This is a genomic window from Halobaculum sp. MBLA0143 (genome assembly GCF_041361465.1).
GTDB lineage: Archaea > Halobacteriota > Halobacteria > Halobacteriales > Haloferacaceae > JAHENP01.
This window is the reverse complement of the sequence record NZ_JBGKAC010000001.1, coordinates 1,900,827-1,917,529: the sequence shown is the minus strand read 5'-3', so window position 1 is coordinate 1,917,529 and position 16,703 is coordinate 1,900,827. Positions and strand designations below refer to the sequence as shown.

12 protein-coding genes are annotated in these 16,703 nt (G+C 70.6%); 9 read left to right on the top strand and 3 right to left on the bottom strand.

Annotation, left to right across the window (positions count from 1 at the left end):
* Positions 1–117: 117 nt before the first annotated feature.
* On the bottom strand, positions 118–4,740 hold the full coding sequence (locus RYH79_RS09825; protein ID WP_370898612.1) for a DUF7997 domain-containing protein: 4,623 nt from the start codon (positions 4,738–4,740) through the stop codon (positions 118–120).
* A gap of 164 nt (positions 4,741–4,904) precedes the next feature.
* Here RYH79_RS09825 and RYH79_RS09820 point away from each other — a divergent pair, with 164 nt between their 5' ends.
* The 7 genes from RYH79_RS09820 to fer all read left to right on the top strand — a co-directional run bounded on the left by RYH79_RS09820 (position 4,905) and on the right by fer (position 11,509).
* On the top strand, positions 4,905–5,696 hold the full coding sequence (locus RYH79_RS09820; protein ID WP_370898610.1) for a DUF3179 domain-containing (seleno)protein: 792 nt from the start codon (positions 4,905–4,907) through the stop codon (positions 5,694–5,696).
* Positions 5,697–5,811: 115 nt separating this feature from the next.
* Positions 5,812–7,455 carry a protein kinase family protein gene (locus tag RYH79_RS09815; protein ID WP_370898608.1) on the top strand — a complete coding sequence of 548 codons (1,644 nt, stop codon included), beginning with the start codon at positions 5,812–5,814 and terminating at the stop codon, positions 7,453–7,455.
* On the top strand, positions 7,452–8,186 hold the full coding sequence (locus RYH79_RS09810; protein WP_370898606.1) for a hypothetical protein: 735 nt from the start codon (positions 7,452–7,454) through the stop codon (positions 8,184–8,186). The genes RYH79_RS09815 and RYH79_RS09810 overlap by 4 nt, the downstream gene beginning before the upstream one ends.
* A gap of 402 nt (positions 8,187–8,588) precedes the next feature.
* Entirely contained in the window at positions 8,589–8,762 is a 174-nt protein-coding gene (locus tag RYH79_RS09805) for a hypothetical protein (RefSeq protein WP_370898604.1), read from the top strand.
* Positions 8,763–8,846: 84 nt separating this feature from the next.
* Positions 8,847–9,698, top strand: coding sequence for an ABC transporter permease (locus RYH79_RS09800; RefSeq protein WP_370898602.1), 852 nt, complete (start codon positions 8,847–8,849; stop codon positions 9,696–9,698).
* Entirely contained in the window at positions 9,695–10,558 is an 864-nt protein-coding gene (locus RYH79_RS09795; RefSeq protein ID WP_370898600.1) for an ABC transporter ATP-binding protein, read from the top strand. The genes RYH79_RS09800 and RYH79_RS09795 overlap by 4 nt, the downstream gene beginning before the upstream one ends.
* Before the next feature lie 294 nt (positions 10,559–10,852).
* On the top strand, positions 10,853–11,509 hold the full coding sequence (fer, locus tag RYH79_RS09790) for a ferredoxin Fer (protein ID WP_370898598.1): 657 nt from the start codon (positions 10,853–10,855) through the stop codon (positions 11,507–11,509).
* Positions 11,510–11,524: 15 nt separating this feature from the next.
* Here fer and malA read toward each other — a convergent pair whose 3' ends face one another.
* Complete coding sequence (gene malA / locus RYH79_RS09785) at positions 11,525–13,624, bottom strand: alpha-amylase MalA (protein ID WP_370898596.1); 2,100 nt, start codon at positions 13,622–13,624, stop codon at positions 11,525–11,527.
* A 96-nt stretch (positions 13,625–13,720) separates the two neighbouring features.
* On the opposite strand from malA, the gene RYH79_RS09780 reads away from it, so the two are divergent.
* Positions 13,721–14,098 (top strand): DUF7510 family protein, encoded by a 378-nt coding sequence (locus RYH79_RS09780; RefSeq protein ID WP_370898594.1) that lies wholly within the window; start codon positions 13,721–13,723, stop codon positions 14,096–14,098.
* Between the two features lie 6 nt (positions 14,099–14,104).
* Here the strand turns inward: RYH79_RS09780 and RYH79_RS09775 are convergent, their stop codons facing one another.
* Complete coding sequence (locus tag RYH79_RS09775; protein ID WP_370898592.1) at positions 14,105–15,448, bottom strand: serine hydrolase domain-containing protein; 1,344 nt, start codon at positions 15,446–15,448, stop codon at positions 14,105–14,107.
* Between the two features lie 136 nt (positions 15,449–15,584).
* On the opposite strand from RYH79_RS09775, the gene RYH79_RS09770 reads away from it, so the two are divergent.
* Positions 15,585–16,682 (top strand): NADH:flavin oxidoreductase/NADH oxidase, encoded by a 1,098-nt coding sequence (locus RYH79_RS09770; protein ID WP_370898590.1) that lies wholly within the window; start codon positions 15,585–15,587, stop codon positions 16,680–16,682.
* Positions 16,683–16,703: the final 21 nt, after the last annotated feature.

Genomic DNA, 16,703 nt, shown 5'->3' with positions numbered 1-16,703 from the left:
AGAGTGACGCGAGCGAGCGCAGCGAGCGAGCAGAACGACCGAAGTTCAATTCCCGCTCGACGCAGTTCTGTAGCGAGTCGAGACGAACGACCCGAAGACGGGAGTCGCAGAACCGCCTCAGACGGTGAACCGCGTCACGGTCGTCCCAGCCGCCTCCAGGTCACGATCCGACGCAGCCGCGACCAGGATGTCGTTCTCGCCGTACTCGATCTCCACCGTGGCCTCGAAGCTGCCGTCCTCGACCTCGACGAACGCGCCGTCGGTCGGCGTGGAGACGGCGACGGCCTCGCCGGTGGTCTCCCCGTTGACGACGACCTCGTTGCCGCGGAAGTCGGTGTCGACGCGGAGCGCCGGGCTCTCGTCCGGGCGGTGGAGACCCTGCTCGCGGTAGCGGTCGGCGACGAACGCGGGCTCTTCGGCGGGGTGGTCCTCGTCGATCCCGTGGGCGAGTCGGACGAACTGCGCCATCGACCACGCCAGCGGCGTCGCGGAGCCGGTGCCCTCGCCGTACGCCCAGTCGTAGTCGGTGGACACCTCGCGGTCCCACACCTGTTCGGCGATCATCCGCCCGGAGTTGGCGAACGACGCCATCGCGGTGAGCGCACGCTTCGGGGCGACACCCTCGTCGCGCTCGTCTCCCGGGGCCCGCAGCTCGTACTCGGCGCGCTCGCCGGTGAGGATGGGCCACAGCCGGCCCTTCCCCGGGCGGTCGACGGACCACGGCGCGCCCATGTCGCCCTGTTCCACCTCGCCGTAGCCGTCCCCGTTGTAGCGGTAGAAGGCGGCCCCCTCCGGGAGATCCACCCGGATTGTGTCGTCCACCTCGGCGACGGAGTTGCGGACGATCTCGTCGTCCCACGGGAGGATCCCCAGCCGGACGAGCTCGAGGAAGCCGGCGTCGATCACGTCGCGCTCGTCCAGTCGCGGGCCGCCGTTGGCCAGCGTGCGGTGGTGGCCGGCGTCCGGCTCGCCGCCGCGGGCGATCCGGAGGAAGTACGGCGTCTCCGTGTGTCGCTCCGTGCCGGTTGTCGTCGCGGTCCACTCGGCGACCCGGTTGGCCCAGCGGTCGGCGACGGCCAGCCAGACGAGCGCGTCCGTCTCCCGGCCGGTGTCGGCCGCGATCTTGCCGGCACACGCCAGCCCGCCGATCTCCGCGGCGATCGTCGACGGGGAGTAGCCGGACTCCTCCTCCCAGCGCTCCTGGCCGCTGTCGGGACCGTTGCGGGCGATGTAGCTCGCCGAGCGCCGGACGTGTTCGTAGTCGTAGTCAACGTCGTCGAACGAGAGGCCGTGGTCGTGGAGGTGGTAGGCCATGACCGACGGGAACGAGATGTTGTCCATCTGCTCGCCCCCCCAGCGAGTGATCCCGTTGAGGTAGGTGTTCTGCGGAATGAACCCCCGTTCGTCCTGTTGGTAGTTGTAGACGTACGCCACCTGGTCGGCGGCGGTCTGGAGGTCGCCGACGAGTTCGAACGCCGTGAACACCTGGTACAGGTCGCGCGACCAGACGAAGTTGTAGCCGTACCCCTTCTGTTCGTCGGCGGTGACGGCCTCACCCCACGGGACCGAGGGGGAAGCGATGGAGGCGCCGAGGAACGTCTTGTCCTCGACGGCCCGGAGCGTCATCAGTGCGGTGCGGTACTGTGCGGCGAGGTCGACGGTCTCCCCGTCGGCGGTCTCGGCGGCGCGGTCGCCGACGGCCTCGGGGACGGGCTTGTCCGCGAGGAACGACCGCCAGGTGTCGGCGTACCGTTCGGCGACGGCGTCGAAGCCGTCGGTCAGCGCACCGGCCGCCTCCCCGAGCGACGCCGCCACGTCCGCCTGCCGAGCGAACCCGACGGCGAGCGTGTCGGAGAGTCGTTCCCCGACGCCGACCCGCCCGGCGAGCACCACCCGTTCGTCAGTGACGGTCTCGCGGGTCGACGGCGTCGACCCCTCTGCGAACAGCTCGTCCAAGTCGCCGCCGGCGGCGTCGACGGTGGCCCAGTCGAACCGGCTGGCCGTCGCCATCGTCAGCGCGACGGAGTAGCTGTCGCCGTCCTCGTCGACGACGAGCGGGTCCTCGTCCGCCGGGCGGTCGCCGGTGTAGGCGTCGGCGTCCCGCGCGACGAGGTAGTGGCTGCCGGGCTCGCCCAGTCGGAGCCCGCGGTCGGTCGCCCCGGTGTTGGTCAGGGCGGTGTCGGCGACGGCGTACAGCGCGTACTCGTGGCCGTCTGCCGCCTCGAACGACAGGTCCGCCACGACGGCGTCGTGGTCCGGGTCCGTGGCGTAGTCGACGCGCAGTTCCCACTCGTGGCCCCGGCCGTCGCCCGTCTCCGTGACGACATGGGCGAACGCCAGCGCGTCGTCCGCGGTGGCGACGACGCTCCGGTCGACGGTGTCGTCGCCGGCAGCCGCCCCTTCGACGTGTGTCCGGGCGGTGTACTCGTCGCCCTCGCAGACGACGACGAAGTCGAGCGTCCGGAGGTTCATCACGTCGACCCGGGGGAATCGCACCTCCGTCAGCGCCCCCTCGGTCAGCGTGAACCAGGTGCGGGAGGGGGTGTCCGTGGTGTGGTCGGCGGCGGTGCCGACGCCGAACTTCTCGCCGGTGGTCCACTGTGGCCGTTCCGGCGGACTGGGGGTGCTGCCCGCCCGACTCGGCAGCGCGTCGGCGGCCGACAGCAGCGCGGTCGCACACAGCCGGTAGCCGTGTGAGAAGCCCAACGGCGTCGCGGAGTCCGCCCGGCCGTCGTCGAACGTCTGTTCCGGGAGGTAGCCGATGTCGTTCGTCAACGGGCCGTCCTGTTCTAACAGTGTGTACAGCTCCGCCGCCCGGTCGAACAGGGTGGCGGCGTCCGGGTCCGCCCGCGCGTGAGCCGTCACCCCGCCGTCTGCGGCGGCGCGGCCCGCCCGCGACTCCAGGAACGTCCCCAGCTTCGCGGCGGCGGCCGCGCCCATCGCGGTCGTCAGCGACCACACCTTCTCGTCGTCCTGGCCCCCGGTGCGCCACCGGTCTCCCTCGTACCGGACGATACCGGCGATGGGGCTGTCGTCCGGGTCGCGGTACAGCCGCTCCAGACAGGTCTCGACGTGGTCGGTGACGCGGTCGATCAACGGCTCCGGCAGCGTCACCGCGTCCACGTCGGCGTACGTCACGAGCCCGTCGACGAGCGCGAACGTCGCGGCGTCCAACCGGTCGTCGACCTCGCCGTCCGTCAGCCGCATCCCGAACGTGCGGCTGTCGTCGTCGAACAACCGGTCTAACCCACCCACGACCGCCTCGGCGCCCGTCCGGGCGCGGTCGCGCAGCGACTCCCCGACCGGGGCGGTCGCGGTCGCCGAGAACGCCTCCAGGAACGTCGCCGCCGTGTGGGTGAACTGGCCGCTCGCGTCCTCCCAGATGTTCTGACACGGCTCCGGCAGCCCGTCGCCGTCCAGCGAGCCTCGCAGCGAGTCCACGCCCGCCCGGACGGCGTCCGTCACTCGGTCACGGTCCGCGGGTGACAGCTCCTCGTCGTACTCCGACAACACCGTCGCGAGGAACCGGACGACGGTGGCCGTCTGGTCGGCCTGGTACTCCGTCGAGTCCGGGCGGTCCTCCACCCGAGCGTTCGCCCAGCCGGGCGCCAGCGACCCGTCGGCGGCCCACACCCGGTGTGGCCAGGAGCCGTCCGGCCGTTGGGTGTCACAGTAGAAGCGTGCACTCTCCAACAGCTTCTCGCGCACGTCCAGCCCGAGGCTGTCGCGTGACTCCGCCAGCAGCTGTGAGATTCGGCCGTCGTCGCGGAACCAGGTGAAGCCGTAGCCGCCGGAGTTGGTGAAGAAGGGGTCGAACTCCGGGCCGGCGATCCGGGCGCCAGAGGGCGCCTCCAGCAACGCGAGCGCACGGAGGTCGTCACGGACGTTCTGCTCGCGGGCCACGTCGTCCGGGACGGCCACCTCCGTCCGGCCGACGGCCTCCCGGCGGAGCGCCCGAGCGGAGTCGAACTCCGCGGCGCAGTTGGCCAGGTCGCCGAGCGCCGCCGCCCGGTCCACGTCCGTGTGGTCCGACAGCTGCGTGACGAGCGACGTACGGCGGCCGCGGCCGGCCGCCTCCAAGGGAGCGGTGACGACCACGTCACCGGAGAGGTGGGTGTCCTCGTAGCGGTTGAGCGCCGACTCCGAGGGGAACTCCACGGGGTCGTCGTCCAGGATCTCGTAGAACCGCTCGGGCACCTGGCCCCGCACGTCGGACAGTCCGGTGGAGGCGGTGACGTAGTCGTGTTCGTCGCGGTGGAACACCTCCAGTGCGGTCGCCGACTCCGGGCCGGCCTCCTCGTGGATCAGTCGGCCGACCCGGCTCTCGCGGCCCTCCGGCGCGAGCGTGAGGAAGGCGACCAGACTCGCCTCCGGCGGCACCGCGCCCCGGAGTTCGACGTGCGTGACGTGGGCCCGGCCGAGCGTGATGTCGTACTGGTGGACGGTGAACCGGCCGGCGTCGTACTCCGTCTCCACGAGGATCGTCTCTCGGTAGTAGTGCTGCCGGACGATGTCCAGTTCGTCGAACCAGTAGGTCTCTTCGTCCGTCTCGATCCCGAACCGCGAGCGGTCTACTCCGTACAGTCCGGAGAGTGCCGACGAGTAGTCTCGGAGCCGACCACGGGGGTCGACGTGGACGAGCCTGTCCCCGCGCCCGGAGAAGGCGCCCGTGGACGTGTCGGCCGCCCCGCCGTCCGACGGGTCGCGTTTGAACTCGTTGAGTGCCGTTCGCAGGCGCATGGGACGGACTCGGACGCCTGGATATATAATCTCTCGTGGTGTTCGGTTCTCGTACCGAATTACGAGTCACCGTTGTTGCGGCGCCACGGGGTTCCGACCGCGGTGTCGCTCACCCCGCGCACGACCGCGAGCAGTTCAGGCGCGTCGCCGACGGACCCCGGGTCGTGAACCGCCGCCGACTCCTCGCCGCGCTCGCGGCCGTGACCGCCGGCTGTGCCGGCCGCGAGGCGACCGGCACCCCCACACGGACGCCGAGTGGGCTCGCGGCCCAGGGTGTCCCGACGACGATCTGCTCGGAGCCGGTCGCCGCCGACCCGGGCATTCACGCGGTCGTCGAGCCGGCGTTCGCGCCGGACTGGACCGCCCACGAGATCCCCGACCGCTACGCCCCCGCGACCGGGGCTGTCGGCGGGATCGACCCGGAACAGACCGTCGTCGGGCTCCGCGACGGCGACCGTGCCCGGGCGTACCCGTTGGAGCTCCTGGCGGAACACGAGGCGGTCTGTGACCGGTTCGGTGGCCCGGTGCTCGTCAGCTTCTGTCCGATCTGTCGCAGCGGCGTCGTCGCCGACCGGCGGATCGACGGCCGGGCGAGCACGTTCCTCGTCACCGGGCTGTTGTGGCGGCCCGAGCGGATCCAGGTCGCGGCCGCCCAACGGGACGGACGGGCGTTCGGTGCCGAACGCACCGGGGGCCGGCAGGTGGACGTGCGTGCCAGCGGCAACCTCGTCCTGCTCGACACCACGACCCAGAGCTACTGGAGCCAGCTCCTCGCCACGGGGATCTGTGGCCCGGAGACGGGGACCCGGCTGTCGATCCGACCGTCGACGCTGTCGACGTGGGGAGCGTGGCGGACGGCCAACCCCGACGGAGAGGTGTTGTTGCCGCCGCCACACTCTGGGGTGGCCGAGACGGACCGGTACGCCGGCGTCACTCCGGCAGCGCCGCCGGAGTAACGCGGTTCCACCGCTTCGAGAGACGGTTCGTACCGCAATTTAAGTGGTCGGCACCGGTAGCCAATCGTACCGACGGACACTGCCCGGGTGGCACCGTGTTCGAGGGGGGTGACAGATGGCTGCGCCGCACCGCACGACTGTCGGACGAATCGCGACGAAGGTGGCCACGGACATCGACGGAACTGTCGAGAACCTCCCGGTCGTCGTGGAGGCGTTGGACCACCCGGACAGAGCCGTCAGACTCACCGCGATGTGGGCGTTGGTCGTCGTGACGGAGTTCCGTCCGGAGACCGCAGACGGCGTGGTCGCACAGGCGAAGTCCCGGGCGGCAGTCGAGGCCCAGTTCGTCGTCGACGTGTTGACCGACAGCGAACGGCTCGCCCCCGACGAGCCCGGCCCGGCGACGACCAACGCGGTCGGACCGGAGGACGTGCGCCCCGACCCGGTCGACGACGCGTTGGAGGCCACTCCGGCGGACGTGGCCGCGGGCGTCCCCGGTGCCAGAGAGGAGCCGACCGACGAGCCCCGGCGTGACGCCCGCGTGTCCGAAGCGCCGCTCCAACTCGCGCCGGAGGCGCGAGAGGTCGTCAAGACGGTCGTCGAGGAGATGTGGAAGGCACCCCAGCGGACCCCCTCGTTGCTGCGGCTGTTGGCCCACGACCGTCGGCACGTCAGACTCACGGCGATGTGGGCGGTCGCGCTCGTCGCGGACCACCACCCGACGAACGTCGACCACCTCGCCGCCCGGGCGCAACAGCACGACTCTCGAGAGACGGAGTTCCTGGTCGACATGCTCGACTACTACCACGACGTGACGACCGCCGACACCGGCCGGGTCGACGTGACGCTCGCCCCGCCGGAAGAACAGCTCGACGGGACGCTCTGGGGGCCGTACATCACATACCCCACTGTCGAGGACCGCGTCGTCGGCGAGCAGTCGAACACGTTCACCCCCGACTCCAGCGTGCTCCAGGCCGTCAGCTCCATCGAGATCGTCGGTCTCTCGCACTACGAACGGGTGTACGTCGCGGCCGGCACCGTCGACAACGAGTACACCAAGTTCAACATTCACACGTACGTCCCCGAAGGACGGTACGCGACCAAGGACTTCCAGCGCGACTTCCAGCCGGCGATCGACGACTGGACGGCCGTCGACGGGCTGGAGAACGTCGCCGCCGTCCACGACTACGGTCGGTCACCGCACCCGTGGGTCACGACAGACTACCTCCCCCGGCCGCTGTGGGAGGCCGGCCGGCTCCCGCCGGTGACGGCCGTCGAGACGGCGATCGAGCTGTGTGACGCCGTCGCCACGATGCACCAGGGCGGCACCGCCCACGGCGCCGTCTCCCCGTGGTCGATCGGAATCGTCCAGACCGCGGCCGCGTACGTCCCGAAGCTGACTCGGGTCGGAGTCGCCGCCAACCTCGGCGGACCGCGGACGCTCCGGATCGACGAGCGGTACGCTCCGCCGGAGGCGATGTCCGAGGAGTACGGCTCCGTCGGCCGACTCTCCGACGTGTACGGACTGGGCGCCACCCTCTACACCATGCTCACGGGCGACGCGCCGCCGTACCCCCGCGACTTGGACGGAGGGTTCGTCCCCGTCGACGTCCCGGACCCGACGATGACGGTGTCGAACCTCCCGACGGAGTTGGATCAGATCGTCCAGACCGCGACGGCGACGGAGAAGCCGTGGCGCTACGAGTCGGCGACCAGACTCGGCCAGGAACTGCGCGGCCTCGTGGAGGAGTCGGAGTGACGCCGACAGCCCCCCTCGTCGGCACCGCCGCCGGGACGGAGTTGATCTGGTTCGTCGGCTTCGTCCTGTTGGCCGTCCTGTCGGCGTGGATGGCGTTCGTCGCCCGCCGCATCGCCGGCGCAGCCCCGGAGTCCCAGTCGTCACTGTGGGGCTACTACACGTTCGTCGGGCTCGCGGGTCTACTCGTCGGCGCCGTCGGCGCCGGCCGGGTGTCGTTGTCGGCGCCACCGACGGCCGTCGCCGCGCTCGTCCCGACGCTGTTGCTCGGCTACGCGTTCGGGTGTGCCCTCTCTATGCGGGAGGCGCAGTACAACGCCGTCTTCTCCAACACGGAGCTGGAACGGTTCGGCGACTACCCCACCAGACGCGGCGCGGAGGTGGGGATCGTCGTCGGTATCCTCGGCGTCGGGCTGCCGCCGTTGGTGATCGGCCCGTCGCTGTCGGCCGCGCTCACGATCCTGTTGGCGCCGGGAATCGTCGTCTACGGCGGGTACTTCTTCCGCGAGCACTTGCGCGGCACCGCCACCCAGGGGACACTCGTGGACACACTCGTCAGACACGTCCTGCTCACGCTCGTGTTCGTGTCTGCGGCCGCCGTCTCGACGGCGCTCCTGTTGGTGTCGCCGGAGACGGCCGTCCTCGACAGTCTCGGGGCGACGTTCCTCCTCCTCGGGACCGCCTCGCTGATCGCGGTCGTGATCAAGTTCCGGCAACACGCCGTCTCCGTGTGACGACCGAACGGAACTGCCACTGGCATCAAACGAGGAAGCGACGCGCAAATCTCACGAGTACACGAACGACGATGCCAGTGTATCGATAAGAGAGAACTTGTAGGACACTCGTACGTACGGGTACAGTACTCGTACCTGGACATCGGGAGCAGTCGAGACGGTAACGATAGCACAGGGTCTCGGTGAACTCGAGAACACACTCGGCGACGACTTCGACCACGGTGAAGTCGAGGGTCCGACCTGTTCCGCGACGACCGTCACAGTCGTCACCGCCGACCGATCCCCCCGGACCGGCCGAAACGGGCTCCGGTCCGAATTTCTCCGGTATAAGTTGTCGTCCTCGGTCGTAGTATCTCGGACTCCCCAGGGCGTTTGATTACTGTACGAAGTTCTACGACACGTATGCAGACGGGAGACAGCACGCCGACGGTCGTGTCGCCGGACGGCGACCAGTACAGACGGGAGTTCGCCGAGGAGTTCGCCGACGAGCGAGGGCCGACGAGGAGACGAGCCTCCACGACGAGCACGACGACCACGACGACCACGACGACCACGACCGTCACGACTGTCGGATGAAGACTCGAGACCACGACCACGGCTGTACGACGGGTCTCTCCCGACGGACCAGTGTGAGTGCACAGAGCTGCCGGGGGGTGCGCGATGGCCGGTGAGTCGGCGGACTCCGAACAGACGACTGCGTCCAACGCCGCCGAGACGGCCCACGAGGGGGCCGGGCTCTCGGCGTGGCTCGACCAGGTCGGTGCGTTCGCGTACCGCACGACACGAGACGTCTCCCGGAGCTGGACTGTTCTCGGAGTCGCAGTCGGGTTACCGCCAGTGATGTACCTGTTGCTCACGGCGACGCGGGAGTTCCCGCCGACACAGAAGGGACTCTTCGCGGTCGGAATCGCCGTGCTGGGGGCGACGATCGCCTCCCTGACCGTGTTCGGGAGCCAACTGGCGGTCGACGCCGACGACAGACGGTTCCACGCCTACCGGTCGATGGCGGTGTCGCCGTCGGCAGACGTCGTCGGTCGGATGCTCGCCGGAGTCGGCGTCGCAGCCGTGTCGCTCCTCGTCGGGCTCCTGGTCGGCGTGGCGACCGGTGCTCCCATCGGTGTCGCCGGCGTCGTACCAGCAGTCACTGCGTTCGGTGGGTTCGTCGGAGTGAGCGTCGTGTTCGCCAGTCTCGCCGTACCGGTCGTCGTAGCGGCGAACGACGAACAGTACGCACAGTTCGCCCTGTCTCTGATCGCGGTGTTCGCGTTCATGCTCACCGGGTACAACGGGATCGTCCCGTCAGTGGCAGTGTTGGACGAGGCCGTCGTGCGTCTCCTCCCGAACACGCTCGGCACCCGGGCGATGGCGCTCCAGTTGGTGACGACCGACGGGGTCGAGATCACCCAGACCGACGGGTGGCCGGCGCTGCTGGCCGGCTACGCGCTGGCCGCGACGGGGGTCGCGGTGGCCCTCGTCAGACGCGGGCTGTACGACAGGGGGGTCCTCCCGTGACCGAACCAGTGTTACGCGCACAGAACGTCGAGAAGTCCTTCGGGGACACGACCGTGCTCGACGGTGTCGACCTGACTGTCGACGCCGGAGAGACGGTGGTACTGCTCGGCCCGAACGGGACCGGGAAGTCCGTCTTGGTGTCGTGTCTGGCGGGGGGTACCACTCCGTCCGGGGGAGAGATCGAAGTGCTCGGTGACCCGCCAGCCAGTTCGCCGGGGACGACGAGCTTCCTGTTACAGGACGCGCTCTGTCTCGACGGGTTGACCGGTCGAGAGAACGTCGAGTTCTACGCTCGACTCAACCCGTCTTTCACCGATCGGTGGCGCGAACTGACGGACCTGTTCGAGATCACGGACCAACTGGACGACCCCGTCGAGCAGTACTCCGGGGGGATGCGCCGAAAGCTGGAGCTGGCCATCACGCTGAGCATCGACGCCCGACTGTACGTCCTCGACGAGCCGACCGCGGCACTCGACCTGACGATGGTGCGAGAGGTCCACCACCTCCTGTCGGAGCTGCGCGACGCCGGCAAGGCGGTTCTGGTGACGACACACCTCCCGATGGACGCCGACGCGGCCGACCGGATCGTGTTCGTCACCGGCGACGGCGTCGTGACGAGCGGCACGCCGGAGGAGGTCAGACGAGAGGTGCCGCCGGTCGTCGAGACTTCGCTGGGCAACGCGCCGGCGATCACCGACGGTGTGATCGACGGCGAGGTGTTCCGTGGTGACGGCGTCGTCCGTGGGATCGTCCGTCCCGACACCGACGCCGCCGATCTCGTCTCCAACGTCTCGGACGCCCGAGTGACCGAGCCGACGTACAGCGACCTGTTCAACTACTACGCCCATCTCGTCGAGTGACTTCGTCTCGAGAGGTCACTCTCTGATGCTTCCCGGGCTCGCCACTCGTCCCCCGGCCGTCGAGGCGAGTGTTACGGGGCTCGACCCCGATGCGGCTCACGAGTTGCCGACTGAGCACGAGTAGTGTCGACGTATCGCCAGGCTACGTGATCTCTCCGAGACGGGCCACGGGTGTCCGTGTCGTCGCCCGTGACCGAAGCAGAGACGGTTCCGGCGGTGACGCTGCCGGAGTGACCCTCACGGGCGTCACCGGAAGCCGCGGGGGTTTACCGTCCGCGTCACCTCCCACCGTGCGTGGATTCACCGTTCGAGGTGCTGGGCGTCGAGCCGGACGCCGACGACGCGGCCGTCGACCGCGCGTACCGGCGTCGGGTGATCGAGACCCACCCGGACCAGGGCGGGTCCGCCCGCGAGTTCCAACGGGTGCGGACGGCCTACGAACGGATCCAGGCTGGCTACGAGCCGAGCGACGGGGACGGCGACGCCGAGACAGCGCCGAGCGAAGAACCGACGACACCGCCGCCGGACGTCGGCACCCGCGTGGAGTACCTGGACTACGAGGCGGCCGTCGACCACGACTGGTCGCTGTCCGACCCGGAGCTGTTCGACCGGGCGGCCGCGGCGGACCTGTCGGACCACGCCTACGGCCGGTTCCTCGCTCAGCCGGACGAGACGTTACTGGAGGCGGCCGAGGAACGCGGCTTCGCGTGGCCGTTCGCCTGCCGCGGCGGCGCGTGTGCCAACTGCGCCGTCCTCGTGTACGAGGGCGAACTGGCGACGCCCGACGACCACATTCTGGACGACGACCTCGGCGGGCGTGGGTTCCGGCTGTCGTGTATCTCTACGCCCGTCTCCGCGGAGCTGCGGGTCGTGTTCAACGTGAAACACGTCCCGGAACTGGAGGACCTCCTCTTGCCGGCCGATCGCTTCGACCGGCGACACCGAGAGTGACGGGAAGGTGACGCCTCACCGCGAGACGACGAGCACACTCTCGACGGTCGGCGCGGCTGGGTCGACGGACTCCCCGTCGACCAAGTTCACGTCGCCGACGGCCGGTGTCAACTCGACGGTCGCCGGCTCGTCGCCGAAGTTGAGCACGACGACGACCCCGTCTTCGCCGCCGCGGGCGTACGCGGTCACTCGACCCGGGTCGCCGTCTTCGACAGTGTACTCGACACGGTCCAGCCGTTCGCGGGCCGCGAGCGCGTCCGTCTCCCCGCGTACGGACAGCAGCCGACGGTAGTGGTCCAGGAGTCCCTCGTCGGCCTCGTCCCAGGCGAGCGCGTCCCGGCGACCGAGTTGGCCGATCTCCTGGCCGGCGTACAGCATCGGCGTGCCGGGGAGCGTGGCGACGGCGCCGGCGGCCGCCAGCGCCGCCTCCCGCCCGCACTTCTGAACGTACCGGCTCTCGTCGTGGTTCTCCGCGTACAGCATGAACGACGCGTACGAGGGGAAGCCGATCCGGCGGCGCTCGGCGACGGCGTCCAACAGACTGTCGGCGGCGGCGTCGCCGGCGCCGACCTCGCGCAGTTGGAACGCGGTCGTGGAGTCGAAGTGAGTGTCGAACAGGCCGGCCTGGAACGCCGGGATGTACGGGATCGTCTCGTCCAACAGCCAGAAGTCGGCGTCGTGGGTCTTCAGCCGGTCGTGGATCTCCTGCCAGAAGGCATTCGGGACGGCCCACGCCATGTCACACCGGAAGCCGTCGACCAACGCCGCCCACTCGTCGACGGCGTCCAGGAGGTGCCGCCGGACGGCCAGGCTGTCGAAGTCGAAGTTGGCGATGTGTTCCCACTCGAAGTACGTCTCCGGCTCCCCGTCGTCGCGCCAGTCGTACCACTCGTAGTAGTCGCTGTCCCGGTTCGGGCTCCCCTCCCCGACGCCGACGTCGTCTCCCTCGCCGTAGGCGTCCATGAAGAACGGGTGTGCCCGGGCGGAGTGGTTGAGCACGAGGTCGAACACGACCCGGAGCCCGCGGTCGTGGGCGGCGTCGATCAGCCGCTCGTACGCCTCGCGGCCGCCCAGATCCGCCGCGATCTCGAAGAAGTCCGTGATGTTGTAGCCGTGCGGGGCGTGGTCGTTCTCCAACACCGGCGTGAGCCAGAGTACGTCCACGCCCAGGTCGACGAGGTAGTCCAGCCGGTCGCGGATGCGGTCGAACACCGTGTCCGCGTCGCCGTCGCTCGCCTGCTCGCCAGCGAACGTCCGGACGTACACCTCGTACACGACGGCGTCCAGCGCCCACGCCGGCGGCGCGTACGGGTTCGTGACGGTGAACGACTCGCCGGCGACGGTGTGGACCGTCGCCGCGTTCGTCCCCTCCGTCGGGTCTCCGGCGTCCGTAGTGTTCCCCGTGTCCGGCGGGTCTCCGGCGTCCGTAGTGCTCCCCGTGTCCGGCTCGTCGCCCCGGCGGACGTCGACCTGCGCCGGCACGCTGTAGCTGTCGGCGACGGCGACGGCGTGGATCCGGAGCCGGTCGCCGACGGCCGCGGCGTCGACGCGGAACTGGCCGTCGGCCGTCGTCGTCGCCGCCGCCGGGAGGTCGTCTCGGTCGTCGACGAGGAACTCGACGGTCGCGTCTGCGGCGCCGTCGACGCTCGCGGCGACGACGAGTTCGCCGGCGGCCTCGTCCGTGTGAGTCGTCAGATCCAGCCGCGGTCGCTCGGGGCCCGTCTCGTCGTCCAGCCGGGCGAGCCCGGACCCGGGGTCGTCCGTCGCCGCCGCCGTGGCGTCCGTCTCGGGCACGGTGTGGTCCGTCGTCGTCGGCGGCTCCGTCCCGGAGTACTGCTGACGGGTCTCCGTCTCCCCGGGCTGACGGTCGGCGCCGAACGCGCGAACGGTGAGCGTCTCACTCCCTTCGGGGGTGTCGTGGCGGAAGCGGTACAGCCCGGCGGCGTCCGGCTCGAAGGTGACGACGGCGTCGTCGCCGACGGTCGCGGTCGCGTCCGTCGGGGCGGAGACGAGCGTCCAGCCGTACGCGGCCGTGCGGTCGGGGTCCGGCTCCCGCGGTGCGAGTTCGACCTCGTCGCCGACGGCCGCGAACCGGGGTGGGCCAGGGTGGTGCATCGTCTCCGCTTCAACTGCGTGTTACTTAACCGGTTTCCCACGGCGGGCGACGCGAGCGGGGTCAGGCACAAGTAACCTCGTCGCGTCTGTGCGGTCGTGACAGACGACGACGCAGTCACGGTGGAGCTGTCCATCCGCGACGGACGGACGGTGATCGACGTGGACGGCGGGCGGGAGGCGGCGCTCGTGGTGTGGGACGGGGACGGCCAGCGCATCTACCTCCCCCCAGAGGACTTCGACGACCCGCCGCACCGCGAGGGGGCGTACGCCTCGGCCGACGGCCCGGTCGGCGACGGAGACGACTCCCCGTACGACGGTCCGCGGGCCGACAGCCCGTACGAGTCGGCCGTCGTCGACGACAGCGCCTACCAGCGCACCGGCGCCCCGCCGGACGACGAAGGACTCCACTCCACCGCCGACGGGTTCCGGGTCGTCCACCCGGCCCCGGTGACGGAGTTCCGGCTGCTGCGGTGACGGGGATCAGACGGGGTGGAGCCGCCAGCGTCGGTAGAACAGGTCTGTCCCGTCGTCCGTCTCGACGAACCTGACGGGCACCCGAGCGCCGTCGGGCGCGACCGTCTCGTAGCGGTGTGTCTCCCCGTCGCTGTCCTCGGGGAACGCCTCGAACGACCGTGACTCGAGAGCGTCGTCCAGTTCGACCGTGATCCGCGCGCCCTCCCGCGCGACCGTCGCCCGTTGGATCCCGCGGTACGACTCGTAGTCGCCGGCGACCCGGTCGGCCCGCTCGCGGAGCCGGTAGAATCGAGTGTCGGTCGGCTCACCACCCCGTAGCACCGACAGCAGTGCCGGCCCGGCGAACTGTGGGTGTGCCTCGGGCGAGCCGTTGCAGGCGAGCCCGACCCCGAGCCCGGACTCCTGCAGGAACCCGACGTAGGCGCTGCCGACGCCGATGCTACCGCCGTGTTCGATCAGGGTCTCCCCGTCGAACGGGCGGCGCATCCAGCCGTAGCCGTACCCCTGTGTCGTGTCGTCGCCGTACGTCTGTCTGGTCGCGTGGGCGGCGTGTGCGGTCCGACGGTCGTCGCCGGAGACCACCGCGGGCTCGCCGGTCGTCTGGAACCGGAGGTACGCCGCCAGGTCGCGGGCGGACGCGACGAGTCCGCCGGCCGCGCCGGTCCCCTTCGACGGGAACGGCGTCGGCTCGCCGGTCGCCGGGTGGTACGGCGTCGCGGCGTCGTCGAGTTCGTCGTACGACGACGGCGCGAGGACGGCCCGGTCCATCCCCAGCGGCGCCAACAGCTCGTCTGCGACGTACTCCGAGAACGGCCGGTCGTGTAGCGTCGCCACGAGTCGCCCCAACAACGTGTACCCCGTGTTGTAGTACCGGAACCGTTCGTCGCCCGCGCGGTCGGCAGTCGCGCCGGCGACGTGGCGATCCAGGTCCCCCGGCGACGACAACGGCACCGCCGCGGGGTCGCCGCCGATCTGACGCGAGATGAGGGCGACGCTCGCCCCGTCCGCGGGCATCCCGGAGGTGTGGGTGAGCAGCTCCTGTACCGTCGGCGGCCGAGGCTCGTCACCGAAGACGTCGAGATGGTCGGAGACGGGGTCGGACAACGACAGTCTCGTGTCCGCGACCGTCCGGAGCACCGCCAGCGCCGTCACCGACTTCGTGACGGAGCCGACCCCGTACAGTGTGTCGGCCGTCGCGGGGGCGTCCGTCGCCAGGTCGCGGGCGCCGTAGCCGGCCGTGTGGATCGGCTCCCCGTCGGCGACGATCGCCAGCCCGGCGCCCGCCACTCGTTCGTCCGCGAGCCAGTCCGCCAGGAACCGTTCTGCGGCCGCGATTCGTTCGTCGTCCACGCGACTGGCGACGACGCCCCGCCCCGTAAAGTTCGGGTGACGCCTCGCTCCTGGCTCCCCGCTCGCTCGCCGCCGGACTCCCGGCGAGACGTTCCCCCGACGCCGGAGGTTTGTGGCCACCGACCGGACTCACTCCGTGAGCCGACTGTTCGAGCCGTTGGAGCTGCGGGAGACGGAGCTGCCGAATCGCGTGTTCGTATCGCCGATGTGTCAGTACAGCGCCAGCGAGGGTGTCGCCACGGACTGGCACCTGGTCCACCTGGGGTCGCGGGCCGTCGGCGGCGCCGGCGTCGTGCTGTCGGAAGCGACGGCCGTCTCGCCGGCCGGTCGAATCTCGCCCGGTGATCTGGGTATCTGGAACGAGGAGCAGGCCGAGGCGCTGGGTCGGATCGCGTCGTTCGTCGCCGACCAGGGATCTGTCCCCGGGATTCAGCTCGCACACGCCGGCCGGAAGGCGTCGACCGCGCCGCCGTGGGACGGCGGCAGCCCGGTGTCGCCCGAGGCGGACGGCTGGACCGCGCTCGGGCCGAGCGAGGAGCCGTACCCCCGCGACGGTGACGAACAGCCCACTCGCCGGCTGTCGACCGACGAGGTCGAGACCGTCGTCGACCAGTTCCGGGCGGCCGCCGAGCGGGCCCGCGACGCGGGGTTCCGGATCGCCGAGGTCCACGCCGCCCACGGCTACCTCCTCCACGAGTTCCTCTCCCCGGTGACGAACGACCGGACGGACCGCTACGGCGGCGACTTCCAGAGTCGGACGCGGCTCCTCCGGGAGGTGACGGCGGCCGTCCGGGAGGTCTGGCCGGACGGCGACCCGGTGTTCGTCCGGATCTCGGCGACGGACTGGCTGGACGACCGAGAGTCGTGGACAGTCGCCGACTCCGCCCGACTCGCGCCCACTCTCGCCGAGGCCGGTGCCGACCTGATCGACGTGAGCGCCGGCGGGATCAGCCCGGCACAGTCCGTCCCGCAGACCGGCCCCGGCTACCAGGTGCCGTACGCGGAGACGATCCGCGAGCACCTCCGCGAAGAGGGCGTCGACCTGGCGGTCGGCGCCGTCGGCGGGATCACGGAGCCGACCCAGGCGGAGCAACTGCTGGCCAACGACCGCGTGGACGCGGTGGCGATGGCCCGGGAGTTCCTCCGGTCGCCGTACTGGCCGTTACACGCCGCCGACGAACTGGACGATCCCGAGGGCGTCGACGTGCCCGTCCAGTACCGACGGGGGTTCTGACACTCGCCGGTCGCCGCGGAG

Bases quoted from the DNA above. Each gene is read 5' to 3' on its own strand.
- RYH79_RS09825 (WP_370898612.1), bottom strand. From the start codon at position 4,740: ATGCGCCTGCGAACGGCACTCAACGAGTTCAAACGCGACCCGTCGGAC.
- RYH79_RS09815 (WP_370898608.1), top strand. From the start codon at position 5,812: ATGGCTGCGCCGCACCGCACGACTGTCGGACGAATCGCGACGAAGGTG.
- RYH79_RS09805 (WP_370898604.1), top strand. From the start codon at position 8,589: ATGCAGACGGGAGACAGCACGCCGACGGTCGTGTCGCCGGACGGCGAC.
- RYH79_RS09800 (WP_370898602.1), top strand. From the start codon at position 8,847: ATGGCCGGTGAGTCGGCGGACTCCGAACAGACGACTGCGTCCAACGCC.
- malA (WP_370898596.1), bottom strand. From the start codon at position 13,624: ATGCACCACCCTGGCCCACCCCGGTTCGCGGCCGTCGGCGACGAGGTC.